The sequence below is a fragment of the Geodermatophilus sp. DSM 44513 genome, assembly GCF_032460525.1.
Taxonomy (GTDB): Bacteria; Actinomycetota; Actinomycetes; order Mycobacteriales; family Geodermatophilaceae; genus Geodermatophilus.
Map to the genome: position 1 here is coordinate 1,612,639 of NZ_CP135963.1, position 24,555 is coordinate 1,637,193.

Here is a 24,555-nt window from a genome sequence, read left to right on the forward strand (position 1 = left end):
CGGGTGGGGCGGGGGGTGCCCGCCGACGGGCCGGTCGTGGCCCGGGGGTCAGTGTCGGCCGGTCAGGGCAGGACGACGACCTGGCCGGCGAAGGTGAGGCCCGCGCCGTAGCCGAGCAGCAGCGCGACGTCGCCGCTCTTGGCCTCCCCGCTCTCCAGCAGCGCGGACAGCGCCAGCGGCACCGAGGCCGAGGAGGTGTTGCCCGAGCGGACGACGTCGCGGGCGATCACGGTGCGCGCGGGCAGCTCCAGCCGCTTGGCCATCAGCTCGATGATCCGCAGGTTGGCCTGGTGCGGGGCGAACACGTCGATGTCGTCGGGGCCCACGCCGGCGAGGTCCATGGCGGTGAGCAGGGTGGCGGTGAGCCGGGTGGTGGCCCACCGGTACACCGCCTGCCCGGCCATGCTCATCGCCGCCTCGCCCTGGGGGATGGCGATGGCCTCGGCCTGGTCGCCGTCGCTGCCCCACACGACCGGGCCGATCCGGGGGGTGTCCGAGGGCCCGAGCACGGCCGCGCCGGCGCCGTCGGCGAAGATCACCGCGGTCGAGCGGTCGGTCAGGTCGGTGTAGTCGGTGAGCCGTTCGCCCCCGATGACCAGGGCGTTGCGGGCCGACCCGCTGCGGATCGCGTCCGCGGCGGCGCTCAGCGCGTAGCACCAGCCCGCACAGCCGGCGTTGACGTCGAAGGCGCCGGGCCGCCGGGCGCCCAGCCGGTGGGCGATCTCCGGGGCCAGCCCGGGGATCGGGCGGGGCAGGCTGGCCGAGGCGAGCAGCACCAGGTCCAGCTCGGAGACGTCCAGGCCGCTGGCGGCCAGCGCCTTGCCGCCGGCGGCGACGCTCATCTCCAGCAGCGTCTCGTCCGGCTCGGCCCAGCGGCGCTCGGCGATGCCCACCCGCGCCTGGATCCACTCGTCGTTCGTGTCCATGGTCTCGGCCAGCTCGTGGTTGGTGACCCGGCGGCGGGGCCGGTAGCTGCCGAACCCGAGGATGCGCGCGCCCGGGGCGCCGGGAGCGAGCTGGAGTCCGGTCACGACGACACCTCCGGGTACAGGCGGGCGATCGGGTCACCGGCGTCCACGAGGTCGCCCTCGGCCACCAGCCACTCGGCCAGCACGCCGGCGTAGCCGGCCGACACGTCGGCCTCCTGGCGGCGGCTGCTGACCCGCCCCAGCGGCGTGCCGGCGTCCAGGCGGGTGCCCTCGGCGATCGTGGCCGGGCGCACGGTGCCGCGCACGGGGGCCACGACGACGCGCCAGTCGGGCAGGTGGTCGGGCTCGGGGCGACCCCGCTCGGCCTCGATGAGCTCGCGGGCCCGGTCGAGGTCGGCCGGCTTGGCGATGGCCAGCACCTCGACGTCGGCCCCCTTCCACTCCCGCTTGGCCAGCCCGGCCAGCGCACCGGCGGGCGGCAGCTCGATGGCGGCGGTGACGCCCAGGTCGCGCATCGTGGCCAGGCACGCGTCGAAGCGCACCGGGCTGGTGACCTGGCTGACCAGCCGGGACAGCGCCTCGGCGCCGGTGCCCACCGCGGCGCCGTCGGCGTTGGACAGCAGCAGCCGGCTGGGGTCGGCCGGCCGCAGCCCGCCGACCAGGCCCTCCAGCTGCTCGCGCGCGGGGGCCATGTAGGCGGTGTGGAAGGCCCCGGCCACCGGCAGCGGCACGACGCGCGCGCCGGCCGGCGGCGCGGCCCTGAGCTCGGCCAGGGCGTCCAGGGGGCCGGCGGCCACCACCTGGCCGGCGCCGTTCACGTTGGCCGGGGTCAGCCCGCGCTGCTCCAGCGCGGCGGCCAGCTCGTCGGGGTCACCGCCGAGGACGGCGGACATCCCGGTCGGCGTCTGCGCGCAGGCCGCGGCCATCGCCCGGCCGCGCACGGCGGTCAGCGCGATCGCCGCCTCGACGCTGAGCACGCCGGCCAGCGCGGCCGCGGTGAGCTCGCCGACGCTGTGCCCGGCGATGACGACGTCGCGGCCGGTCTGCGGGGTGTGCGCCACCGGGCCGGGCAGGCCGCCCAGCTCGCGCGCCACGAACAGGCTCATCGCGACCACCAGCGGCTGGGTGACCGCGGTGTCCTTGATCGCCTCGGCGTCGCCGGTGGTGCCCAGGGTGAGCAGGTCGGCGTCGGCGATCGCGCCGGCCCAGCGGAAGAACGACTCGGCCCCGGGGAGCTCCAGCCAGTCGGTCAGCATCCCGGGCTTCTGGGCACCCTGTCCGGGGGCGAGGACGGCGAGCACCTGATCACCGTGTCAGACGACGAGAGGTGACGCGGTGGTGAACGGCACGAAACCGCACCCCTGCCCTTTGGAGGATCCCCACAACAGGACCGGCGTGGTGCGGGGTGTCGGCCGGGTCCCCGTGGTGGGAACCGCACTGTGCCGGCCTCCTCGCAGGGGCCCGCCGCGAGCTCGCGAGCGGTGGGGGGCGAGGAGATCCTTTCTCTAGTGCCAGAGGGAGCGGTCCTGGTCGAGGGCGGCGAGGGCCAGGGCGACCTGCACGGTCCAGCCGCCGCGCGGGTCGGTGACCGACACCCCGGTGACCTCGATGGCCCGCCGCAACCGGTAGCGGACGGTGTTGGGGTGCACGAACAGCGCCCGCGCGCTGGCCTCCAGGTTCCCGCCGCTGGCGAGCACCGCGCGCACCGTCTCCAGCAGCTCGCCACCGGCGGCCTGCAGGGGCAGCGCGACCCGCTCCTGCAGCGTGGCGCGGGCGGCCGGGTCGCCGTCCAGGGCCCGCTCGGGCAGCAGCGCGTCGGCCGGCACCGGCCGGGGCGCGGCCGGCCAGGCGCGGGCGGCGCGCAGCCCGGCGAGCGCGGCGGTCGCGGAGTCCCCGGCCCGGCCCAGGCTGTCCACCGCCGGGCCCACCACCACCGGGCCGGGGCCGAACTCGTCGCTGAGCCGTTCGGCCGCCGACTGCAGGTCCGGCGACCCGCCCAGGACGACGACGAGCTGGTCGGCGTGCACCCCGACGAGGACCTCGCCGCGCACCTGCCGGGCGGCCCGCCGGGCGGCGCCGTGCACGTCGCCGTCGGCCGGGGCCGCCCCCACCAGCACGGTCACCGGGCTCATCGCCGCCCAGCCCAGCGCCGACGCGCGCCCGGACAGCTCCGAGACCTGCTCCCCGCGGACGAGGGCGTCCACGAGCAGCGCCTCCAGCCGGGCGTCCCAGGCGCCACGGCTCTCGGCGAAGGTGGCGTAGACGTGCGCGGTGGCGAAGGCCACCTCCCGGCTGTACTGCAGCACCGCCAGCCGCAGCACGTCGGCGTCCCCCGGCTCGGCGACGGTCCCGACGAAGTCGTCCATCACCTCGACGGTCACCCGGACCAGGTCGACGGTGTGCTTGAGCGGCACCACCCGGGCCAGCTCGCGCGGCGCGGCGCCGAAGACCTCACCGGTGAGCCGCGGCGGGCGGTCCGGCGTGCGGCACCACTCGACGAAGGAGGCCAGGCCCGCCTGGGCCACCAGCATCACCCAGGAGCGCTGGTCGGCGGGCATGGTGCGGAACCAGGGCAGCACCTCGTCCATCCGCGCGACGGCACGGGTGGCCAGCGACCCGGACGCCCGCTCCAGCCGCCGCAGCGTGGCGGCGGAGGGCGGGTGCCGGCGGGTCGCGGAGGACACAGCGGCCAGCGTGGCACGGCGGGCGGGTTCGGGGAGAGTGGGACGGGTGGACGTGCTGCAGCAGACCCCCGAGCGGGCGACGGTCCGGCGGCGGGCGCTCGCCGCCGTCGCCGCGGCCGCGGCCGTCCTGCTGGCGCTGGCCGCCGGCGTGCTGGCCGGCTGGGCGCCGCAGGTCCGGCTGGACGAGGCGCTCAGCACCGCGCTGTACGCCGGTGACGACCGCTCGGCGCTGCACGGTGCCCTGCTGGAGGTGCTGACCACCCCCGGCGTCGCCTGGTTCCGGGTGGTGGTCTCCCTGCCGGTGCTGTTCTGGCTCGGGGCTCGCCGGGCCTGGCGGACGGCGGCCTGGGTGGTCACCGCCAACGTGCTGGTGGCCCCGCTCACCACGCTGCTCAAGGAGGCGGTGGGCCGGGTGCGCCCGGCGTTCGAGGACGGCGGCGCCTCCTACGACACCCTGAGCTTCCCCAGCGGGCACTCCTCGGGCATCGCCACGCTGGTCACCATCGCCCTGGTGCTGGCCTGGCCGCGGCTGTCCCCGGCGCGTCGCCGCCTGGCCCTCGCCGCGGGGGTGGCCCTGGCCGTCCTCGTCGGGCTGACCCGCACTTGGCTGGGCGTGCACTTCCTGTCCGACGTCCTCGGCGGGTGGGCGCTGGGTGTGGGCTGGACGCTGCTCATGGCCTCGGCGTTCGACGCGCTGCCCGGTGGCCGCGCGGCGCTGCCGGCTCGGGAGGCGTCGTGACCCCGACCTCCGACGTGCTGGTCGAGCCGGACGACGGCTCGGCCGGGCCGCTGCTGCGGATCGCCGAGGACCGCCTGGCGCCGGGCACCGGGTACGGCCGGCACCCCCACCGCGCCGTCGACGTCGTCGCCGTCGTGCTGGCCGGCTCGCTGCGGCACGACTGGGACGCGCAGCCGGTGCTGGCCGCCGGCGACGTCGCCGTCCTGCGGGCCGGCGCCGGCCTGGAGCACGACGAGGTCGCCGGGGACGACGGCGCGCACGTGCTGCAGACGTACCTGCGCAGCGACCGTGCGGCCGGACCCGCCACGCACGAGGTGCACCGCGCCGTGGCCGGCTGGGTGGACCTCGCGCGTGCCGACGCGCGGCTGTGGACCGAGTCGGTCGAGGACGGGACGTCGGCGACCGTGCCGCCCGGACTGCTGGTGCTCACCGGCCCCGGCGGCGCGCGGGTGCGGCAGCAGGACGGCGACGAGGTGCACGGGCCCGCGACCGCGGTCGTGTGGCAGCTCGACACCACCCGCCCCGCCTGGGCCGACGACGCCTGAGCCCGTCGGGACGGGAGGGGCCTGGGGCAGAGTGGGGCGCATGCCGATCCCCGCCGCCGACCTCTTGGCCGCCGCCCGCGCCGACGCCGACCGCACCGTCGACCTGCGCCGCCGGCTGCACCGGCACCCGGAGATCGGGCTGCACCTCCCGCGCACCCAGGAGACGGTGCTGGCCGAGCTCGCCGACCTCCCGGTGGAGGTGACCACCGGGCGCGCCACGACCTCCGTGGTGGGCGTGCTGCGCGGCACCCGCCCGGGGCCCACCCACCTGCTGCGCGCCGACATGGACGCGCTGCCGGTGCAGGAGGACACCGGCCTGCCCTTCGCCTCCGAGGTGCCCGGCGCGATGCACGCCTGCGGGCACGACCTGCACACCGCGATGCTGCTGTCGGCGGCGCGGTTGCTGGCCGCCCGGCGCGCGGAGTTCGCCGGGCAGGTCGTGCTCATGCTCCAACCCGGGGAGGAGGGCTTCCACGGGGCCCGGTACATGCTCGAGGAGGGGCTGCTCGACGCCGTCCCGGAGGCGCCGGTGGCCGGTGCGTTCGCGCTGCACGTGTTCGCCAACCAGCCCAGCGGGGTGGTGAGCGTGCGGCCGGGGCCGATGATGGCCGCCGCCGACCACTGGGAGCTCACCGTGCGCGGCCGCGGCGGGCACGCCTCCATGCCGCACACGGCCGCCGACCCGGTGCCGGTCGCCGCGGAGGTCGTGCTGGCGCTGCAGTCGGTGGTCACCCGCCGGGTGCCGGTGTTCGACCCGGCGGTCGTGACCGTGGCCCAGCTGACGACGGGCTCCACGGACAACGTCATCCCCGACACCGCGTTCCTGCAGGGCACCATCCGCACCCTGTCACCGGAGCGGCGTGCCGACGTGGTGGCCTCGGTGCACCGGGTGGCCACCCACGTGGCCGCGGCACACGGGATGCAGGCCGAGTTCGTGCACCAGGAGGGCTACCCGGTCACCGTCAACGACCCCGGCGCGGCGGCGCGGGTGCTCGGGACGGCGGGCGAGCTGTTCGGGTCAGGGTGCAGCGTGGCCGCCCCCGAGCCGCTGATGGGCGCCGAGGACTTCTCCTACGTCCTGCAGCGGGTCCCCGGTGCGATGGCCTTCCTGGGCGCCTGCCCACCGGGAGCGGACCCGGCGACCGCGGCCGGCAACCACTCCAACCTGGTCGCGTTCGACGAGGACGTGCTGCCCGCCGGCGCGGCGCTGTACGCGGCGATGGCCCTGGACGCCCTGGCCGGCTGATCAGACCAGGGCCACCACCTCGGCCGCGCAGCCCCAGGAGAGGGTGACGCCGGCGCCGCCGTGCCCGTAGCAGGCGACCACCGGCCGCCCGCCGGACCCGACCCGCTCCAGCCGCACCGCAGGCCGGCCCGGGCGCAGCCCGACCGCCCGGGACAGCACCGGGGCGTCGCGCAGCTCGGGCACCAGCGCGCGCACCCGGGTGAGCACCGCGGCCTCGACCGCCGGGTCGGGGTCGGTGCCGGTCGCGCCCTCCACCGCGGTACCGCCGCAGACGACGTCCGTGCCGCGGGGGACGACGTAGGTCAGGCCCTCGGGGTGGTCCTCGTCCAACAGCCAGCCGGTCAGGCCGGGGTCGGCCAGCCGCACCACCTGGCCCTGCACCGGGACACCGGAGTCGTCGTCCAGCAGCGGGCCGGAGGCCAGCCCGGCGGCCAACACCACGACGTCCCCGGGGACGTCGTCCCACCGGGTCACCCGCCGCTGCTCGACCGCGACGCCGGCCGCACGGCAGGCGGCCAGCAGCCAGGGCAGGTAGCGGCCGGTGTCGACGACCGGCAGCACGCACCGGGTGCCCGCGGGCGCCCCGGCGGGCAGCTCCCCGGGCGACGCCGGCCGGCGTCCCGGCGCGGCCGACCACCGCTCGTCGGGGCCCCCGCCGCGGTGCACGACCACCCCCGGCCGCAGCGCGACACCGGTGTCGGCCCGACCCGCCAGGGTGGTGAGGACCTCCAGCGACACCGCGGCCCAGCGCAGCACCGAGGCCATCGGGAAGGCCCGGTACGGCGACCACAGGGCCGCCGCCACCGCCGACGTCGTCCGCTCCACCGGGTCGGCCGTGAGCAGCCGCACCCGGTGACCGGCGCGCGCCAGCTCCAGCGCGCAGGTCAGCCCGACCACACCGCCGCCGACGACGGCCACCTCCCGGTGGCCGCCGTCGGCGCGGTGGCCCCCCTGCAGGGTCCCGCCGTGAGCCTGCGAGGGGCGGGGGGCAGGGGGGTCCTCTTTCATGCCTCCGGCTGCTGCTCCGGGGCGGTCGTGGTGTCCTCCGGCGCGGCCTGCACGTCGCGCACCTGGTACTTCTCCACCGCCTGGCGGACGACGTCGCGCTCGACCTCGCCGCGGTCGGCCAGGGAGGCCAGCACCCGGACGACGATCGACTCGGCGTCCACGTGGAAGTGCCGGCGCAGCGCCGGGCGGGTGTCGGACAGGCCGAACCCGTCGGTGCCGAGCGTGGCCATGCCGCCGGGGACGTACGGCGCGATCAGGTCCGGCACCGCGCGCATCCAGTCCGACACCGCCACGACCGGCCCCTCGGCGCCGGCCAGGGCCTCGGTGACGAACGGCGTCTGCGGCTCCTCCTCCGGGTGCAGCAGGTTGTGCTCGGTCACCTGCTCCGCCTGCCGGCGCAGCTCGGTCCACGAGGTCACCGACCACACGTCGGCCGACACGCCCCAGTCGTTGGCCAGCAGCTCCTGCGCGCGCAGTGCCCACGGCACCGCGACACCGGAGGCCAGCACCTGTGCCCGGTGGCCGTCCCCGGCGCCCTGCGCGTACCGGTACATGCCGGCCAGCAGGCCCCGCACGTCCAGGCCCTCGGGCTCGGCCGGCTGGTTGAACGGCTCGTTGTAGACCGTGAGGTAGTACATGACGTCTGGCGAGCGGTGCCCGCCGAGCGGGGCGCCCGGGTCGTCGCCGTACATGCGGGCGAGGGCGTCCTTGGTGATGTGGCCGACCTCGTAGGAGAACGCCGGGTCGTAGGAGACCACCCCGGGGTTGGTGAGGGCGAGCAGCAGCGAGTGCCCGTCCTCGTGCTGCAGCCCCTCGCCGTTGAGCGTCGTCCGCCCCGCGGTGGCGCCGAGCAGGAACCCGCGGGTCATCTGGTCGGCCGCGGCCCAGAAGGCGTCGCCGGTCCGCTGGAACCCGAACATCGAGTAGAAGATGTAGATCGGGATCATCGGCTCGCCGTGCGTGGCGTAGGAGGTGCCGACGGCGGTGAACGACGCCGCGGAGCCGGCCTCGTTGATGCCCTCGTGCAGGATCTGGCCCTGCTCGGACTCCTTGTAGGCCAGCATCAGCTCGCGGTCGACCGAGGTGTAGCGCTGCCCGTGCGGCGAGTAGATCTTCTGCGTCGGGAACAGCGAGTCCATGCCGAAGGTGCGGGCCTCGTCGGGGATGACCGGCACGAACCGCGGGCCGAGCTCCTTGTCCTTGAGCAGCTCCTTGAGCAGCCGGACGAAGGCCATCGTGGTGGCCACCTCCTGCTTGCCGGAGCCGCGGCGCAGCACGTCGAGGGCCTTGTCCTCCGGCGCCTTGAGCGTCTTGAACTCCGCCCGCCGCCGTGGCATCACCCCGCCCAGCTGCCGGCGCCGCTCGGCCATGTACTGCATCTCGTCGGAGTCGGGGTCGGGCTTGTAGTAGGGCGGCAGGGTCTTGTCCAGCGCCTCGTCGGGGATGTCGAGGTACAGCCGGTCGCGGAACCCGGCGAGGTCCTCGGCGGTCAGCTTCTTCATCTGGTGGGTGGAGTTGCGGCCCTCGAAGTGGCTGCCCAGCGTCCAGCCCTTGATGGTCTTGGCGAGGATCACCGTGGGCTGGCCCTTGTGCTCCACCGCGGCCTTGAACGCCGCGTACACCTTGCGGTAGTCGTGCCCACCGCGGGAGAGGTCCCAGACCTCCTTGTCGCTCATGTCCTCCACGAGCTTGCGGGTGCGCGGGTCGCGGCCGAAGAAGTGCTCGCGGACGTAGGCGCCGTCCTCGGCCTTGTACGTCTGGTAGTCGCCGTCCGGCGTGGTGTTCATCAGGTTGACCAGGGCGCCGTCGCGGTCGGCGGCCAGCAGCCGGTCCCAGTTGCGGCCCCAGATCACCTTGATGACGTTCCAGCCGGCGCCGCGAAAGAAGGACTCCAGCTCCTGGATGACCTTGCCGTTGCCGCGGACCGGGCCGTCGAGGCGCTGCAGGTTGCAGTTGACGACGAAGGTGAGGTTGTCCAGCTCCTCGCGGGCGGCCACGCCGATCGGGCCGAGCGACTCCGGCTCGTCCATCTCGCCGTCGCCCAGGAACGCCCAGACGTGCTGGTCGGAGGTGTCCTTGATGCCGCGGGAGTGCAGGTAGCGGTTGAACCGCGCCTGGTAGACCGCGTTGATCGGGCCCAGACCCATGGAGACGGTGGGGAACTCCCAGAACTCCGGCATCAGGCGGGGGTGCGGGTAGCTGGACAGCCCGCCGCCGGGGTGGCTGACCTCCTGGCGGAAGCCGTCCAGCTGCTGCTCGGTGAGCCGGCCCTCCAGGAACGCGCGGGCGTAGATGCCCGGCGAGGCGTGGCCCTGGAACCAGATCTGGTCACCGCCGCCGGGATGGTCCTTGCCGCGGAAGAAGTGGTTGAAGCCCACCTCGTACAGCGACGCCGAGGAGGCGTAGGAGGAGATGTGCCCGCCGACGGCGATGCCCGGCCGCTGGGCGCGGTGCACCATGATCGCGGCGTTCCACCGGATGTAGGCACGGATGCGGCGCTCGACGTGCTCGTCGCCCGGGAACCACGGCTCGCGCTCCGGCGGGATGGTGTTGATGTAGTCGGTGCTCCGGAGGCCGGGCACCCCCACCTGCTGCTCCCGGCTGCGCTCCAGCATGCGGAGCATGAGGTAGCGGGCCCGCCCGCGGCCGGCGTGGTCGACGACCGCGTCCAGCGACTCCAGCCACTCGCCGGTCTCGTCGGGGTCGGTGTCGACCAGTTGGCTGGGGAGCCCGTCGGTGATGACCGCGCGGGATCGTCCGGTGTCGGCGTCGCGGGCGGGGTCGCCGCCGGACTGCTGCGGAGCGCTCATGCGCACATCGTCCCCCGCGGGTGGGGTGCGCGTCACCCGGTCCGGCCCATCTGTCGGGACGCGGGGCCCGCGGGCGGTCGCCCGACGACGGCTTGCACCTGACCAGGCATGCCCTACGCTTCCGCCAACGCCGCCACCGCTGGACGACGCTCCGGACCGCCGGGGCGCGGGGACGGTGCGGGCGGGGAGGGTGACATGGCCGGGCTGCGGGGGAGCACTCCCGCTGGTCGCGTCACGCACCGCCGTCCCCGGCCCGGCGCGCACCCCGTCGCGCGTCCCACCCCCACGACACCCCACCGGCGCGGGCACCGACCTGCGCACCGGTCAGCAGCATCGGAACCCATGGAGGAACAGCAGGGATGAGCGTCGACTCGGGCAGCGCCGGCATGGCGGCCCGGCTGGGGATCAAGCCGGGCATGGTCGTGCAGGAGCTCGGCTGGGACGAGGACGCCGACGAGGACCTGCGGGACTCCATCGTCGAGGTCGCCGGCAGCGAGATGGTCGACGAGGACACCGACGAGGTGGCCGACGTCGTCCTGCTGTGGTGGCGGGAGGACGACGGGGACCTCTTCGACGCCCTGACCGACGCCATCACGTCCCTGGCCGACGACGGCGTGGTGTGGCTGCTGGTGCCCAAGTCCGGGCGCCCGGGCCACGTCGAGCCCGGCGACGTCACCGAGGTCGCCCCGACCGCGGGCCTGTCGCAGACCAGCAGCATCTCCGCGGCCAAGGACTGGTCCGGCATCCGCCTGGTCACCCCCAAGGCGGCCCGTAGCCGCCGTTGAGGAAGGACCTCCTCGCCCCCCACCGCTCGCACGCTCGCGGCGGGCCCCTGCGAGGAGGCCGGTTCCAGCCCGTCACCATGGGGGCATGAGCCTCTCCGTCGGTGACGTCGCGCCCGAGTTCAGCCTGCCCGACCAGGACCGGCAGGTCGTGTCGCTGGCCGACCTGCGCGGGACGCCGGTCCTGCTGGTCTTCTACCCCTTCGCCTTCTCCGGGATCTGCACCGGCGAGCTGTGCCAGCTGCGCGACGAGCTGGCCACCTACACCGACGCCGGCGTGCGGGTGCTGGCGGTCAGCACCGACCCGGCGCCCGCGCTCAAGGCGTGGCGGGCCCAGGAGGGCTTCGACTTCCCGCTGCTGAGCGACTTCTGGCCGCACGGCACCGTCGCGCAGTCCTACGGCGTCTTCCACGACAAGGCGGGCATGGCCGTGCGCGGCACCTTCCTGATCGACGCCGAGGGCCGCATCGTGTTCACCGAGGTCAACGGCCCCGGCGACGCGCGCCAGCAGTCCGGCTGGAAGGACGCGGTGGCCCGGCTCGCGGCCTGAGTGCGCGCCGCACCGGGGGACGGTGTGCGCGGAGGCCCCGATCCCGAGACGGGAACGGGGCCCCGGCGCACACCGTCACGGCCCCCTGCACGGTGATGGGCAGCGAGGCCCGTCGCCTAGGCTGAGCCGGCGGGGCGCGTAGCTCAGCGGGAGAGCTCTCGCCTTACAAGCGAGCGGTCGCCGGTTCGATCCCGGCCGCGCCCACCAGACCCGGCAGGCCGCCGGACGACCTCAGGCGGCGGCGGCCGGCCGCGAGCGGGGGACGTCGGGCCGCGGGAAGGCCGGGCGGAGGAACACCGGCGCGCGGAACGGCGCCCAGGTGCCCTCGGGCTGGGCCAGCCGGTCGGCGATGGCCCAGATGGCGGCCGGGTGGTGGCCCAGGCCGAGGTGGCTGGCCATGACGGCGATGTTCTCCGCCTGGGCACCCGGGGTCTCCAGGCAGGTCTCCCAGTGCACGATGCCGTCGAGGTGGGAGTAGATCGACGTCGTGGGCACCGGCAGTGGCGCGCCGTCGGGCTCCAGCGGCAGGGAGCGGTGCTCCACGTGCAGGTGGGAGTACCGGTCGAACGCCCGCGAGGCGCGGCTCTGGCTGGACCGGGTGAGCCGGAAGGGGCTGCCCAGGGTGATCACCTGGCGTACCGACTCCGGCGTCCGGCGGGCCAGGTCACGGGCGAAGATGCCGCCAAGGCTCCAGCCGACCAGGGACAGCGGCCGGTCGTAGCGGTCGCTGAGGTCGGCGATCCGGTCCCGCATGCCCGACACGCAGGCGGCGGTGGGGCCGATGTTGCGGCCCAGCCGCCAGCCGTGGACGCGGTAGCCCAGCCGGCGCAGCGTCGCGCGCAGCACCCGGGTGGAGACGTCGTCGGCCATGAAGCCCGGCAGGACCAGCACCGGGTGGCCGTCGCCCTGCGGCAGCCGCGGCAGCAGCGGACGGGCGGCCAGGTAGAGGCCGTAGTCGGCCACCGCCCGCCCCGGCTCGCTCAGGTACAGCGGCAGCGCCGGTCCGTCGCCTCGCGTCACGTCGTCCTCCTCGTCCGCCGGGCGCGTGCGAGCGACCGACCATCTCCCGGGTACCCACCCGGCGGTGCCGGCGACACACCGGGCACCGCTGGAGGACACATCGGCAGTCCTACCGTGACGTGTGACACACCGGCACCGGGTCCCACCCGGGAGGAGGTCACCGTCCGCGCACGGCACCGTTCGCGCATGGCACGGTTCGGGCATGGACCCCGACACCGACGCCGTGGGCAGCCCCGGGCGCAGCCGCACCGTGGACATCGACGGCCCGGTGCACCACGTCGACTTCGGTGGCGCGGCGGACGGGCCGGTGGTCGTCCTGGTGCACGGGCTGGGCGGGTCGCACCTCAACTGGGACCTGTTCGCGCCGCTGCTGACCCCGCACGCCCGCGTGCACGCCCTCGACCTGCCCGGCTTCGGCCGCAGCGAGCCGGGGCGGCGGACGGCGAACGTTCGGGACAACGTGGTCGTGCTCGACCGCTTCGTCCGGGAGGTGACCGGCGGCCCGGTGGTGCTGGTCGGCAACTCGATGGGCGGGATGGTGTCGCTGCTGGAGGCGCAGCGCTCGCCGGCGCGGGTGCGCGGCCTGGTGCTCGTCGACCCGGCCCTGCCCGGCCCGCGCGGGCGCCCGGACCCGCGGGTGGCGTCGGCCTTCGCGCTCTACGCCCTGCCCGGCGCCGGTGAGCGCTACCTGGCCGGCCGGCGCCACAGGTCCGACGCGCGGGCGAGGGTCCGGGAGATGCTGGAGCTGTGCGGCGTCGACCCGGACGCCGTTCCCCCGGCGTTGCTCGACCGCTCGGTCGCGCTGATCGAGGAGCGCCGCGACCCCGTCGCCATGGACCGCGCCTTCCTGGCCGCGGCGCGCTCGCTGCTGCTGCTGCTCGTCGACCCGCGGCTGGCCCGTCGGGCGATGGCCGGCGTGCAGGTGCCGGTGCTGCTGGTGCACGGCGACCGCGACCGGCTGGTGCCGGTGTCGGTGGCCCGCGACGCGGCCCGGCGGCACCCGGAGTGGCGCTACGTGGAGCTGCCCGGGGTGGGCCACGTGCCGCAGCTGCAGTGCCCGGAGCTGCTCGCCGAGCACGTGCTGGCCTGGTCGCGCGCGCACGCGCTGGTCACCCGGGGCTGACGCCGGGGTCCTTCAGCGGAGCGTGGACCGCAGGGCCTCCCAGCCGGTGTACCTCGGCCGCCAGCCCAGCTCGGTCTTGGCCTTGGCGGTGTCCACGAGCACCGGCCGGCTGAGGGCCTCCACCCACTCCGCGGCCGGCGGGAGCAGCGGCAGCCGGGACAGCGCCCGGGCGGTCAGCTCGGCCGGCGCGGCGGGCACCGGCACCGGCGTGGCCCCGACCTCGCGGAGCAGGTCGGCGGTGGTCAGCACGCCGTCCCCGGCGACGTTGTAGGCACCCGCCGGGCCCGCCCCGACGACGCACAGCTGCAGCGCGCGGCCCACATCGTCCTGGTGCACGACCTGGAACCGCAGCCCGGGGGCGAGCACCGGCAGGGGGAACGGCAGCCGCCGCGGCCGGCCGGCCAGCCAGCGGCCGAGCGGGGCCAGCGGGCCGGGCAGCACGTCCTTGGCGCCGACCGCGTTCGGGCCGAGCACCAGCGGCGGGCGCAGCCGGTACTGCGACAGGCCGGGCGTGCGGGCGGCCTCGGCGTCCAGCAGCCGCTCGATCTCGGCCTTCTCCCGGCCGTAGAACAGCCGGGCGGCCGGGCGCACCGGCCAGTCCTCGGCGATGCGCTCGGGGTTGTCGGGGTGCCAGCCGTAGGCGGCCACCGACGAGGCGTACACGAACCGGCGGGCCCCGGCCGCCGCGGCGGCGCGGAACACCTCGAGCGTGCCGTCGACGTTGACCGCGCGGATCGTGGCCCGCGGGGCGTTGCCGGTGATGAGGAAGGCCAGGTGGACGACGACGTCGGCGCCGGCGAGGGCCTCTCGCAGGACCGCGGGGTCGCGGACGTCGCCGCGCCGGTAGACCATCTTCGTCCAGCCGCGCTCGGCCGGGTCGAAGGGGCGGCGGGCGATGCCGACGATCCGCCCGACCCGGTCGTCGGCCTGCAGCAGCGGGACGAGCCCGGAGCCGAAGGTGCCCGTGGGGCCGGTGACGGCGACGGTCAGGTCGGTCTCGCGAAGTGCCACGCCGATCGGCTACCCGACCGGCCCGACGGCGAACCCGGTCCTGTCCCGGGGCCCGCCCTGAGCGCTGGCGGCCCCCTCGCAGGGTCCCGCCGCGAGCGGGCGAGTGGCGGGGGCAAGGGGGTCCTCCGTCAGGTCGCGGCGGCGGCGGGGGTGGCCTGCGCGGCCTCCAGCAGCTCGGCCAGCCCGGCGCAGATGCCGCGGGACAGGACGTCGACGTCGGGGAAGGCGTCAAAGTCGGCGTTGATGCCGAAGGTCATCGAGCTCAGGTAGGAGAAGATGCCGATGGACACGCGGGTGCCGCCGGCGATCGGCACGTAGGCGTGCGCGGAGCACATCCGGCGGCCCAGCACGTACAGCGGCACCCGCGGCCCGGGCACGTTGGTCGTGATCGCCTGGTACCACATCTGCCCGGCGGCCATCGCGGCGCGCACGCCCAGGGACAGCAGCGTGGGGGCCACGAAGTCGCCCATGGCGATGATCGACCGGGCGTCGACGGCCTGCATCCGCTGCTTGTGCTCGTCCATCTGCCGGCGCACCGAGGCCAGCCGGGCGACCGGGTCGCGCTCGGCGACCGGCAGGTCGACGAAGACCGCGGACACCTGATTGTCCAGCTGCCCGCGCTGGTCGGCCTGGCGCACCGACACCGGGACCATGGACCGGACCACCAGGCCGTCGCGCAGCGAGCCGCGGCCCTCCAGCAGGTCGCGGAAGCCGCGGGTGATGGCCGCGAGCACCACGTCGTTCACCGTGCCGCCGAGCGCCGTCCGGACCTGCCGCAGGTCCTCGAAGTCCGCGTCGGCCCACGCCCACCGCCGGTGCGGGCCGATCGGGCCGTTGAGCGAGCGGGCGGTCGGCGTCACCAGCTGGCGGCCCACGGCCGGCACCGTGGCCGCCAGCGACCGGCCGGCCGCCACCGCGCCGCGCCCGGCGCCGCGGACGCCGCCGCTCCCGGACAGCCGGGTGAGCTCGCGCAGCGGGTGGGTGAGGGCGTCCTGCACCGCGCCGGCGACCACCCCGAGGGAGGACGGGCTGCGCTGCGGCGTCCAGTCCTGCGGTTCGGGGTGGGCGGCGTCCGGCGTCAGGTCGAACAGCAGCTGCATCAGGTCGGTGCCGGCGACGCCGTCGACCATGCAGTGGTGCACCTTGGAGATCAGCGCCCACCGGCCCTCGGCCAGGCCCTCCACCAGCCACAGCTCCCACAGCGGCTTGGCCAGGTCCAGGCGCTGGCCCAGCACCCGGCCGGCCAGGTTGCGCAGCTGCTCCTCACCCCCCGGGCTGGGCAGCGCGGTGTGCCGCACGTGGTAGAGGACCTGGAAGTGCGGGTCGTCCACCCACAGCGGGCGGCCCAGGTCCAGCGGTACCCGCCGCACGCGTTGGCGGTAGCGGGGCACCAGCGGCAGCTTGCCCATGAGCAGCCGCACGACGTCGCCGTAGGAGGGGGCCGGCCCGTCGAACACGGCCACCGACCCCACGTGCAGCGGGGTGTCCTCGCTCTCGGCGTAGTAGAACCCGGCGTCGGTCGGACTCATCCGGTCCACGGTGCGCTCCCCCCTCGGTGGCTCCTGGCCACCCCCACCCGATCACGTGACGGGGGTCACGTCCACCCGGCGGTCAGGCCGCGCGGGCGGCGTCCTCCACGCGGTCCAGCAGCCGCAGGAACGCCGCGTCCACGACTGCCGGACGGGTCAGGTTGACGCTGTGCCCGGCGCCCTCGACGACGACCAGCTCGGCCGCGGGACCGATCTCCTCGGCCAGCCGCCGGCCGTGGTCGACCGGGGTGAGCCGGTCGTGGGTGGCGGCGACGACGGTGACCGGCACCTGGGCCAGCACCGGCAGCGCCGCGGACTCGTCGTGCTCCAGCAGGGTCGCGTAGAAGGCCATGGTGACCGGCAGCGGCGTCTCCTCCAGCAGCTGCTGCACCTGGCGCACCTGCTCGGGGTCGGCGTCGTCGCGGCCGAACAGGTAGCGGCGCACGTACCAGCGGCCGGCCCGGGTGCCGCGCCGGCGGTGCCGCTCCAGCGACGGCGCGAGGAGCTGCAGCAGCCACAGGTAGGGGCGCAGCAGGTGCAGCCGGCGCAGCAGGCGCAGCGAGAGGCCGACGACGCCGTGGGTGGCCAGGCCGCCGGCGGAGGTGGCCAGCAGGAAGACCCCGACGACGCGGGTGCCGAACAGATCGGGGCGCCGGCGGGCCAGGGCCATGATGCTCATCCCGCCCATCGAGTGGCCGGCCAGCACCACCGGCCCGTCGGGGACGACCGCGTCCAGCACCTGGCCGAGGTCGCGGCCGGTGCGGTCGATGGTGGCGCGGGTCAGCGGCGTCCAGCCGGAGCGGCCGTGCCCGCGCTGGTCCCACAGCACCAGCCGGGCACGGGACCGCAGGGTTCGGCGCTGCAGGTCCCACTCGCCCAGCCGGGCGGTGAAGCCGTGGCTGAGGACGACGGTCAGCGGCGCGCGCTGGTCGCCGTCGGTCTCCACGTGCAGGTCGACGCCGTCGTCGGTGCGGACGGTGGTCTCGCGGGTGCTCACCGGGCCATCCTCACCCGCGTGCGCGCAGTCCACCCGTCGCCGGTCAGCCGGGCCGGCGGCCCGGCGCGGCGTCGCGGACCAGCCGGCGGGCGGCGTCCACCTCGCGGGCGACCGGCGCGAGGACGCCGTCGGCGTCGATCTCCGCGTCGTCCGGCGGGCGGTGCGCCCGGATGTCGTCCTCCAGCTCGCGGACGGCGCGGCGCAGCACGGCGACCTGGGCCGGGTCGGGCGCGGGACCCCCGTGCCCGGCGGCGATGACGGCCTCGGTGACGGCGTCCGACGTCCGCTCCAGCTGCACGATGACCGGCCAGAGCGCGGCGGCCCGCGTGCTCACCGGCGGCGGCTCGGCCAGCCGGCGCTGCAGCTGGGTCTGCAGCTCGGTCAGCGCCCGGTAGCTGCGCCGGCGGGCGCGCCGGCGCTCGGCGGGGGTGCCGGCGAACGCCGCGGCCACGAACTCGTCGAGCGCGTGCGCGGCCTCGCTGAGGGCCTCGTCCAGCGGCGCCCGCCAGGTCTGCGGCCACAGCAGGTAGCCGAAGACGAGCACGATGGCGCAGCCGATCACGGTGTCCAGCAGCCGGGCGCCGACCAGGCCCGGGCCGCCGGGCAGGGCGATGTCGAGCAGCAGGATGATCAGCGGCGTCTGGAAGACCGAGAACAGGCCGAAGTTGGCCGCCCGCCCCCAGGGCAGCAACGCCGCGGCACCGGCCATGGCCACCAGCACCCAGGCGTCGCGCGGCAGCACCGACAGCAGCACCGAGCCGATGAGGACGCCGACCAGCGTGCCGGCGCCGCGCTGCACCGCCCGGGTGAAGACCGAGCCGAAGTCCGGCTTGAGCACGATCGCCACGGTGAGCAGCACCCAGTAGGGCCGTTCGATGGGCAGGTACTGGCGGGCGACCTCGGCGACGGTCATGCACAGCACCAGGCGCACGGCGAAGGCGCGGGTGTCGGCGCTGGCGACGGTGCGGTCGACCAGGTCGTGCAGCCGGGTCCGCCGGTCAGGCCGGGGCGGGGGGACGGCGGCGCCGGCGCGCTCCTGCGGGTCGCCGACGACGTTCCACGCCAGCCGCAGCCCGTGGCGCACCGCCCGGCGGGTCGGCTCGCCCTCCTCCAGGTGCGCCGGCCGTTCGCCGGGCAGCTCCTGGCGGCCGGCGACCGCCGCGGCCAGCGCGTGCGCCCCGTTGACGTCCTGCGGGTCGGCGGGCACCCCGGCGCGGGCGGTGGCCACCGCGCCCTCGACCAGGGGGGCCGCGGCGTTGAGGACGCCGGCCAGCTCGGCGAGCTCCCGGCTGCGGCCGGCCAGGTGGCTGCGCGAGCGGATCACCCGGTCGTAGGCGTCGTTGAGCGCGGTGGTCAGCTCCCGGCGCGCGTCCTCGGCCTGCGCGGTCCCCGCGGCGGCCAGCAGCTCGCCGAGGCGGGTGAAGACCGCGGCGACCGCCGTCCGGTCCGGGTCGCCCGGCTCGGTGGCGTAGTGCACCAGCGTGGTCAGCGTGGCCCACGCCGCCCCGACGGCGAACCAGCCGACCTCCGCGACCGGCGACAGCGGGGTGACCAGTCCGGAGGCCAGCGCGGTGTAGACCAGCAGCTGCAGCGCGCCCAGGGACAGGGCGGCGTCGACCGCGCTGACGAACGCGGCCAGCGCCGCCGCGAGGGCGACCACGACGACGGGCAGCCAGCCCCCACCGGCGGCGAACTGGCCCACGACCAGGCCGAGACCGCCGAAGCCGGCCGCCGCGGCGGTGCGGCGCAGCCGGTCGCGCAGCGGGCCGCCCTGCGGGGCGAGCACGCCGGCCAGCGCGCCGGTGGTGGCGAACACGCCCGCGCCGAGCACCGGCCCGGGGTCGATCCCGCCCTCGACGGCGACCGCCACGGCCAGCGGTGCCGGGATGGTGACCGCGAAGCGGGCGACGTCGCGCCAGGGCACCGGGGGAGGCGTGGTCCGCACCAGCTCCTCGAGCCAGGCCGGCGCCCGCAACGCCCGTTCGGCCACGGTGCCCCACCCTTCCACCCCGTCCGCCTGGGACGCTGCCCCCGTGTGTGGTGTCGCCGACGTCCGGGTGGCCGAGGCGAGCGACCTGCGGGAGGTCCCGGCCGTCGAGGACGCGGCCGACGAGCTGTTCCGCGACCGCGGCGTCCTGGACCTGCCGCCCGCGGCCCCCGCCGCCGCGCGCGCCGAGGCGTGGCGGGTGCTCGTCGCCGGACGGCCGGTGCAGGGGTTCGCCGTCCTGGAGCGGGTGGACGGCGACGTGCACCTGGAGCAGCTGTCGGTGCACCCTGCGGCCATGCGGCGGGGCACCGGGGCGGCGCTGCTCCGGGCGTCGGTGTCGCTGGCCCGGGTCGCCGGCGCCCGGCGGGTCTCGCTGCTGACTTACGCCGACGTGCCGTGGAACGCGCCCTGGTACGCGCGGCACGGCTGGCGGGTGACCGACGACCTCGGGCCCGGCCTGCGGGCCCTCGCCGGGTCGGCGGTCGAGCGGGACCTGGCCCGGCACGGCCGCCGCGTCGCGATGGTCCGCCCCGTCCACGACCCCGGCTGAGCGCCTCCGGGACCCTGCCTAGGCTGCCGCGGGTGACCGTGACCCTGGGGGAGGTCGTCGCCGCGCTGGAGGCGCGCTACGACCCGGCGCTGGCCGAGGACTGGGACGCCGTCGGGCTGGTGTGCGGTGACCCCGCCGAGCCGGTGCGGCGGGTGCTGTTCGCCGTCGACCCGGTGACCGCCGTCGTGGACGAGGTGCTGGAGACCGGCGCGCAGCTGCTGGTCACCCACCACCCGCTGTTCCTCACCGCCGTGCACGGCGTGCCGGCCGACGACCCGAGGGGCCGGCTGGTGCACCGGCTGGTCCGGGCCGGCGCGGGGTTGTTCGTCGCGCACACCAACGCCGACCGCGCCCCCGACCACGGGGTGAACGACGCGCTGGCCGCCGTCCTCGGGCTCACCGGCACCCGCCCGCTGCAGCCGGCGCCCGGCGACCCCCGCGCGGGCCTGGGCCGCGTCGGCCGGCTGCCCGCGGCGGTGACCCTCGCGGAGTTCGCCGAGCTCGCCGCCGCCGCCCTGCCGGACACCGCCGGCGGCGTCCGCGCGGCGGGGGACCCCGGGCGACCGGTGCGGACCGTCGCCGTGTGCGGTGGCAGTGGTGGCTCGCTGCTCACGGCCGCGGCCGCCGCGGGCGCCGACGTCCTGCTCACCAGCGACCTGCGCCACCACCCGGTCACCGACGTGCTGGAGGCGGCCGGCCCCGCGGTGTGCGACGCAGCGCACTTCGCGACCGAGTGGCCGTGGCTGCCGGTCGCCGCGGAGGTGCTGCGCGGCGACCTGTCCGGGCGGGTGGAGGTCGCCGTCTCGCACCGGCGCACCGACCCGTGGACGTGCCACGCGGCGGCGGGTGGTGCGGCCGTCCCCCGGTAGCGGGAGGACCCCCGTGCCTCCCGCCGCTCGCGAGCTCGCGGCGGGCCCCTGCACGGGGGCCGGGCACCAGAGGACGGGGCGCTGCCCCGGTAGGTTGATGCGGTGAAGGCCGACCACTTCGACCAGCAGAAGCTCCTGGCCCTCGCCGCCGAGGACGTCGCGCTCGGCCAGCTGGCCCACCGCCGGCGCACCCTGCCCGAGAATGCCGCGGTCGAGGCCGCCGCCGACGCCGAGCGGGAGCTGTCCGCCGCCGTCGTCCGCGCCGAGACCGAGGTGCGCGACCTGCAGCGCGAGGTCGCCCGGCTGGAGGGCGACGTCGAGACGGTGCGCAAGCGGGTGACCCGCGACCAGGGCCTGCTGGACTCCGGCAGCGTCTCGGCCAAGCAGATGACCGACCTGCAGCACGAGATGCAGTCGCTGGCGCGGCGGCAGTCGGACCTGGAGGACCAGGAGCTCGAGCTAATGGAGCAGCTGGAGACCGCGGAGCGGGCGCTGAGCGAGGCGCGCTCGGGCCACGAGGCCGCGCAGGCGGAGCTGACCCGCGCCGGGGAGCTGCGCGACGCGGCCGTGGCCGACGTCGCCGACGGGACGGCGCAGCACGAGGCCGCCCGCAAGGAGGCCGCCGCCCGCATCCCGGCCGACCTGCTGGCGCTCTACGAGCGGATCCGCACGCAGACCGGCGGCACCGGCGCGGCCGTGCTCAAGGCCCGCCAGTGCCAGGGCTGCCGCATCGAGCTCAACGGACGGGAGCTGGCCGCCGTCCGCAACGCCGACCCGCACGAGGTGGTGCGGTGCGAGAACTGCGGCCGGGTGCTGGTGCGGACGGCGGAGAGCGGCCTGTGATGCGTCGCCGTCCCGGCGAGATCGGCGATCTCGCACCGTTGGACCCCGGCAACCGGGCGAGATCGCCGATCTCGTCGCGGAGGAGCGCCCCGTGAGCCGGCGCCTCGTCGTCGAGGCCGACGGCGGGTCGCGGGGCAACCCCGGGCCGGCCGGCTACGGCGCGTTGGTCCGGGACGCCGTGACCGGCCGGGTGCTCGCCGAGCGGGCGGAGTCGGTCGGGCGGGCGACGAACAACGTCGCCGAGTACGGCGGCCTGGTCGCGGGTCTGCAGGCGGCCCTGGACCTGGACCCTCAGGCTGAGGTCGAGGTCCGGATGGACTCCAAGCTCGTCGTCGAGCAGATGTCCGGGCGCTGGAAGGTCAAGCACCCCGACATGCAGAAGCTGGCGCGCGAGGCCCAGGCCATCGCCCGGCAGCTGGGCGGCGTCCGCTACACCTGGGTGCCCCGGGCGCAGAACGGTGCCGCGGACGCGCTGGCCAACAGCGCCATGGACGGCCGCCCGGTGCGCCGCGACCTCGCTGCCGAGCCGACCACCGTGGCGGACGACGTGCAGCCGGCGGCCCCCCGCGCGCCCGCCGTCACCACGGTCACGCACCTGCTGCGGCACGGCCGCACCGAGCACACGCCGGAACGTCGGTACAGCGGCCGCAACGACCTGCCGCTGTCGGCCACCGGGCGGGCCGAGGCCGCGGCCGCGGCGGAGCGGGCCGGCGAGCTGGGCATCGAGGTCGTCGTCGCCTCGCCGCTGCGCCGCACCCGGGAGACCGCCGAGGTCGTGGCCGCCACCCTCGGCCTGCCGGTGCAGCTGGACGACGACCTGGTCGAGCTGGACTTCGGCGAGCTGGAGGGGCTCACCGCCGAGGAGGCCCGGCAGCGCCACCCGCTGGCCGCCCGCCGGTTCCTCGACGACGTCACGGTGGCCGCCCCCGGCGGGGAGTCGATCACCGACGTCAGTGCCCGGGTGGGCCGCGCGCGGGCCCGCGTGCTGCGCGAGCACACCGGCAGGACGGTGCTCGTCGTCTCGCACGTGACGCCCATCAAGCTGCTGCTGGCCGCCGGCCTCGACGTGCCCGACGAGGTCGTGCACCGGGTGTTCCTGGAGGCCGCGTCGCTGAGCACCGTGGCCTGGTCGACCGACGGGCGGTCCTCGGTCCGCCTGGTGAACGACACCGGCCACCTCCGCTGAGCACCGCCCGGGCCCGGCCCGTCCGGCCGTGACCACCGGCGGGTGGCTGCCCCTGTCGGCGTGCCGGCCCGCCACCCACCGATGTCCACGCGGGGAGGGCAGCGGGTGACGCCCGGCGGACGGGAAGCGCACCCGGCCGGCCGGTGTTCCCCGGACAGCCACCGCACCGAGCACTGGAGAACCGTGTGACCGCCACCGTCGCGCCCGCCACCCCCGCCGTCACCGGGGACGAGCGCACGCTCTCCCCGGCCGAGTACGAGACGTGGGCGGCCGAGGTCCGGCAGCTGGCCGAGGAGCGCGGGGCGGTGATCCTGGCGCACAACTACCAGGTCCCGGAGATCCAGGACGTCGCCCACGTGACCGGCGACTCGCTGTACCTGTCGCGCATCGCGGCCCAGACCGACGCCCGGGAGATCGTCTTCTGCGGCGTGCACTTCATGGCCGAGACGGCCAAGATCCTCTCGCCGGACAAGACCGTGCTGCTGCCCGACCACGACGCCGGCTGCTCGCTGGCGGACTCGATCACCGCCGAGCAGCTGCGCGAGTGGAAGGCCGAGCACCCCGGCGCGGTCGTCGTCAGCTACGTGAACACCACGGCGGCGGTCAAGGCCGAGACCGACATCTGCTGCACCTCGTCCAACGCCGCCGACGTGATCCGCTCCATCCCCGAGGACCGCGAGGTCCTGTTCTGCCCCGACCAGTTCCTCGGCGCGCACGTCAAGCGGGTCACCGGGCGGGAGAGCGTCCACGTGTGGGCGGGGGAGTGCCACGTGCACGCCGGCATCAGCCCCTCCGACGTCCGCGCGCAGGTCGCCGCCCACCCGGACGCGGAGATCCTGGTGCACCCCGAGTGCGGGTGCACCACCTCGGTGCTGGACCTGGTGAGCCACGGCGACCTGCCGGCCGAGCGCACCCGGGTGCTGTCCACCGGCGGCATGGTCGAGCAGGCCGCGGCGACCCGGGCCCCGCAGGTGCTGGTGGCCACCGAGGTCGGCATCCTGCACCAGCTGCGGGCGCTGAACAGCGGGACGGCGTTCATCCCGATGAACGACCGGGCCGCCTGCCGCTACATGAAGATGATCACGCCGGCCAAGCTGCTGCGGACGCTGCGCACCGGCCAGGGGGCGGTCGACGTCGACCCGGGGACGGCCGCCCGCGCCCGCCGCGCGGTCGAGGCGATGATCGCGATCGGGGAGCCCGGCCGCGGCGGGGAGTGAGGGTCAGCGGAGCTGGTCGTCGGTGATGTCGGTGACGATGGCCCGGAAGGTGCTGGTGTCCACCTCGTCGTCCACGGTGACGCGGACGATGTCGGAGACCTGCTGCTCCGAGGACGGGCGCACCGCCGCGACCCGGGCGGCGGCGATCAGGTGCAGCCGCTGGACGCGGTCCTCGGGGGCCTGTCGGGCTGCAGGGAGTCGGTTCTCACGCATGGCCCGACGCTAGGCAGCCCGCCCGGTGCCCCCGGGAGGCGCCAGGCGTGTCCGCCACCGGGTGGACCCTTCCGTCACAGGTGCACCGCGGCCCACAGCGCGACCGTGGTGGCCGTGAGGGTGAGCGGGACGGTGGCCGGCCCCACCGCGCTGAACCGCGCTCCGGAGGGTGCGGCGTCGCCCAGGGCCCGCCGCCACAGCAGGTGGCCAGCGACCCGGCGTGGCTGGGGTTCGGCACGGCCAGCCGGCGGGCGGCGAGGACGGCGACCCCGGCGAGGGCCGGCCAGGCCGGGACAGCCCGGAGCCGGAGGCGACCGCGAACCCGGCCACGGTGTGGACGACCACCGCCAGGGCCGGCCGGGGTGTGGGCAGGGGCTCCCGCGGCGGGGCGGCGGCCGGCACCGCCAGGTCGGCGCGGAACAGCCGGCGCAGCACCAGGTACTCGACGGCGACCGCGGCCAGCCAGGGCCCGAGCTCCAGCCCGGTGACGGGCAGGAAGCTCAGTCCGGTGCCGGCGAAGGCCAGCAGGTCGGTCAGGTTGGACACCGGCAGCAGCAGCGACGCGGAGTTGGCCAGGTGCCCGGTCGCCCAGGCGTGCGGCCGGACGTGCACGCCCAGGTGGGCGGCGGTCGCCACCACCACCGGCAGCAGCAGGACGGCGGTGGCGTCCAGGCTGAGCACCGCAGACCGTGCCCGAGACGGCGAGGGCGACCGGGT

23 protein-coding genes and 1 tRNA gene are annotated in these 24,555 nt (G+C 76.3%); 12 read left to right on the forward strand and 12 right to left on the reverse strand.

Features of this window, described 5'->3' with window-relative positions:
- Positions 1-62 precede the first annotated feature (62 nt).
- The 3 genes from RTG05_RS07840 to RTG05_RS07850 form a co-directional block, all read right to left on the reverse strand.
- On the reverse strand, positions 63-1,031 hold the full coding sequence (locus RTG05_RS07840) for a beta-ketoacyl-ACP synthase III (protein ID WP_166528175.1): 969 nt from the start codon (positions 1,029-1,031) through the stop codon (positions 63-65).
- Complete coding sequence (locus RTG05_RS07845; protein ID WP_166528176.1) at positions 1,028-2,230, reverse strand: acyltransferase domain-containing protein; 1,203 nt, start codon at positions 2,228-2,230, stop codon at positions 1,028-1,030. Before RTG05_RS07845 ends, RTG05_RS07840 begins: the two co-directional genes overlap by 4 nt.
- A 204-nt stretch (positions 2,231-2,434) precedes the next feature.
- Positions 2,435-3,613, reverse strand: coding sequence for a PucR family transcriptional regulator (locus tag RTG05_RS07850; RefSeq protein WP_166528177.1), 1,179 nt, complete (start codon positions 3,611-3,613; stop codon positions 2,435-2,437).
- Between the two features lie 46 nt (positions 3,614-3,659).
- On the opposite strand from RTG05_RS07850, the gene RTG05_RS07855 reads away from it, so the two are divergent.
- The 3 genes from RTG05_RS07855 to RTG05_RS07865 are packed head-to-tail and all read left to right on the forward strand — an operon-like array spanning position 3,660 to position 6,143.
- Positions 3,660-4,352 carry a phosphatase PAP2 family protein gene (locus RTG05_RS07855; RefSeq protein WP_315912422.1) on the forward strand — a complete coding sequence of 231 codons (693 nt, stop codon included), beginning with the start codon at positions 3,660-3,662 and terminating at the stop codon, positions 4,350-4,352.
- On the forward strand, positions 4,349-4,897 hold the full coding sequence (locus RTG05_RS07860; RefSeq protein WP_166528178.1) for a pirin family protein: 549 nt from the start codon (positions 4,349-4,351) through the stop codon (positions 4,895-4,897). Before RTG05_RS07855 ends, RTG05_RS07860 begins: the two co-directional genes overlap by 4 nt.
- A gap of 40 nt (positions 4,898-4,937) precedes the next feature.
- On the forward strand, positions 4,938-6,143 hold the full coding sequence (locus RTG05_RS07865; protein ID WP_166528179.1) for a M20 metallopeptidase family protein: 1,206 nt from the start codon (positions 4,938-4,940) through the stop codon (positions 6,141-6,143).
- Here the strand turns inward: RTG05_RS07865 and RTG05_RS07870 are convergent, their stop codons facing one another.
- Positions 6,144-7,061 (reverse strand): FAD-dependent oxidoreductase, encoded by a 918-nt coding sequence (locus RTG05_RS07870; RefSeq protein ID WP_208104853.1) that lies wholly within the window; start codon positions 7,059-7,061, stop codon positions 6,144-6,146.
- Between the two features lie 86 nt (positions 7,062-7,147).
- Positions 7,148-9,961 carry a pyruvate dehydrogenase (acetyl-transferring), homodimeric type gene (aceE, locus tag RTG05_RS07875; protein WP_166528181.1) on the reverse strand — a complete coding sequence of 938 codons (2,814 nt, stop codon included), beginning with the start codon at positions 9,959-9,961 and terminating at the stop codon, positions 7,148-7,150.
- Between the two features lie 359 nt (positions 9,962-10,320).
- Between aceE and RTG05_RS07880 the strand changes: the two genes are divergently transcribed.
- From RTG05_RS07880 to RTG05_RS07890, 3 genes are all read left to right on the forward strand, one after another.
- A complete protein-coding gene (locus RTG05_RS07880) occupies positions 10,321-10,746 on the forward strand; it encodes a DUF3052 domain-containing protein (protein WP_166528182.1) in 426 nt (141 codons plus the stop codon).
- Between the two features lie 85 nt (positions 10,747-10,831).
- A complete protein-coding gene (locus RTG05_RS07885; RefSeq protein WP_166528183.1) occupies positions 10,832-11,293 on the forward strand; it encodes a peroxiredoxin in 462 nt (153 codons plus the stop codon).
- A gap of 132 nt (positions 11,294-11,425) precedes the next feature.
- Positions 11,426-11,500: transfer RNA gene (locus RTG05_RS07890), tRNA-Val, on the forward strand.
- A gap of 24 nt (positions 11,501-11,524) precedes the next feature.
- On the opposite strand, the gene RTG05_RS07895 is transcribed toward RTG05_RS07890, so the two are convergent.
- Complete coding sequence (locus tag RTG05_RS07895; RefSeq protein ID WP_208104854.1) at positions 11,525-12,313, reverse strand: esterase/lipase family protein; 789 nt, start codon at positions 12,311-12,313, stop codon at positions 11,525-11,527.
- Positions 12,314-12,515: 202 nt separating this feature from the next.
- Here RTG05_RS07895 and RTG05_RS07900 point away from each other — a divergent pair, with 202 nt between their 5' ends.
- Entirely contained in the window at positions 12,516-13,436 is a 921-nt protein-coding gene (locus RTG05_RS07900; protein ID WP_166528184.1) for an alpha/beta fold hydrolase, read from the forward strand.
- Between the two features lie 12 nt (positions 13,437-13,448).
- Here RTG05_RS07900 and RTG05_RS07905 read toward each other — a convergent pair whose 3' ends face one another.
- The 4 genes from RTG05_RS07905 to RTG05_RS07920 all read right to left on the reverse strand — a co-directional run bounded on the left by RTG05_RS07905 (position 13,449) and on the right by RTG05_RS07920 (position 18,963).
- Positions 13,449-14,447, reverse strand: coding sequence for an NAD-dependent epimerase/dehydratase family protein (locus RTG05_RS07905; protein ID WP_166528185.1), 999 nt, complete (start codon positions 14,445-14,447; stop codon positions 13,449-13,451).
- A 128-nt stretch (positions 14,448-14,575) separates the two neighbouring features.
- Positions 14,576-15,976 (reverse strand): WS/DGAT/MGAT family O-acyltransferase, encoded by a 1,401-nt coding sequence (locus RTG05_RS07910; protein WP_315912423.1) that lies wholly within the window; start codon positions 15,974-15,976, stop codon positions 14,576-14,578.
- Positions 15,977-16,058: 82 nt separating this feature from the next.
- Complete coding sequence (locus RTG05_RS07915; protein ID WP_166528187.1) at positions 16,059-16,973, reverse strand: alpha/beta fold hydrolase; 915 nt, start codon at positions 16,971-16,973, stop codon at positions 16,059-16,061.
- 43 nt (positions 16,974-17,016) lie between these two features.
- On the reverse strand, positions 17,017-18,963 hold the full coding sequence (locus RTG05_RS07920) for an FUSC family protein (RefSeq protein ID WP_315912424.1): 1,947 nt from the start codon (positions 18,961-18,963) through the stop codon (positions 17,017-17,019).
- A 43-nt stretch (positions 18,964-19,006) separates the two neighbouring features.
- On the opposite strand from RTG05_RS07920, the gene RTG05_RS07925 reads away from it, so the two are divergent.
- From RTG05_RS07925 to nadA, 5 genes are all read left to right on the forward strand, one after another.
- The gene (locus tag RTG05_RS07925) at positions 19,007-19,510 is read left to right on the forward strand and encodes a GNAT family N-acetyltransferase (protein ID WP_166528189.1); all 504 of its coding nucleotides are present in this window, start codon (positions 19,007-19,009) and stop codon (positions 19,508-19,510) included.
- Between the two features lie 32 nt (positions 19,511-19,542).
- On the forward strand, positions 19,543-20,379 hold the full coding sequence (locus RTG05_RS07930; protein WP_208104855.1) for a Nif3-like dinuclear metal center hexameric protein: 837 nt from the start codon (positions 19,543-19,545) through the stop codon (positions 20,377-20,379).
- 102 nt (positions 20,380-20,481) lie between these two features.
- Positions 20,482-21,222 (forward strand): zinc ribbon domain-containing protein, encoded by a 741-nt coding sequence (locus RTG05_RS07935; RefSeq protein WP_166528190.1) that lies wholly within the window; start codon positions 20,482-20,484, stop codon positions 21,220-21,222.
- A gap of 91 nt (positions 21,223-21,313) precedes the next feature.
- Positions 21,314-22,408, forward strand: coding sequence for a bifunctional RNase H/acid phosphatase (locus RTG05_RS07940; protein ID WP_315912425.1), 1,095 nt, complete (start codon positions 21,314-21,316; stop codon positions 22,406-22,408).
- Between the two features lie 185 nt (positions 22,409-22,593).
- Positions 22,594-23,625 carry a quinolinate synthase NadA gene (gene nadA / locus RTG05_RS07945; RefSeq protein WP_166528191.1) on the forward strand — a complete coding sequence of 344 codons (1,032 nt, stop codon included), beginning with the start codon at positions 22,594-22,596 and terminating at the stop codon, positions 23,623-23,625.
- A 3-nt stretch (positions 23,626-23,628) separates the two neighbouring features.
- Here the strand turns inward: nadA and RTG05_RS07950 are convergent, their stop codons facing one another.
- Both RTG05_RS07950 and RTG05_RS07955 read right to left on the reverse strand, forming a co-directional pair.
- On the reverse strand, positions 23,629-23,838 hold the full coding sequence (locus RTG05_RS07950) for a hypothetical protein (protein WP_166528192.1): 210 nt from the start codon (positions 23,836-23,838) through the stop codon (positions 23,629-23,631).
- Positions 23,839-23,847: 9 nt separating this feature from the next.
- A complete protein-coding gene (locus tag RTG05_RS07955; RefSeq protein ID WP_166528193.1) occupies positions 23,848-24,519 on the reverse strand; it encodes a transporter permease in 672 nt (223 codons plus the stop codon).
- Between the last annotated feature and the right edge of the window lie 36 nt (positions 24,520-24,555).

What these genes read in the sequence shown, in the direction of transcription:
- RTG05_RS07865 (WP_166528179.1), top strand. Translation starts at nt 4,938, where the DNA reads ATGCCGATCCCCGCCGCCGACCTCTTGGCCGCCGCCCGCGCCGACGCC.
- aceE (WP_166528181.1), bottom strand. Translation starts at nt 9,961, where the DNA reads ATGAGCGCTCCGCAGCAGTCCGGCGGCGACCCCGCCCGCGACGCCGAC.
- RTG05_RS07880 (WP_166528182.1), top strand. Translation starts at nt 10,321, where the DNA reads ATGAGCGTCGACTCGGGCAGCGCCGGCATGGCGGCCCGGCTGGGGATC.
- RTG05_RS07885 (WP_166528183.1), top strand. Translation starts at nt 10,832, where the DNA reads ATGAGCCTCTCCGTCGGTGACGTCGCGCCCGAGTTCAGCCTGCCCGAC.
- RTG05_RS07900 (WP_166528184.1), top strand. Translation starts at nt 12,516, where the DNA reads ATGGACCCCGACACCGACGCCGTGGGCAGCCCCGGGCGCAGCCGCACC.
- RTG05_RS07910 (WP_315912423.1), bottom strand. Translation starts at nt 15,976, where the DNA reads ATGAGTCCGACCGACGCCGGGTTCTACTACGCCGAGAGCGAGGACACC.
- RTG05_RS07950 (WP_166528192.1), bottom strand. Translation starts at nt 23,838, where the DNA reads ATGCGTGAGAACCGACTCCCTGCAGCCCGACAGGCCCCCGAGGACCGC.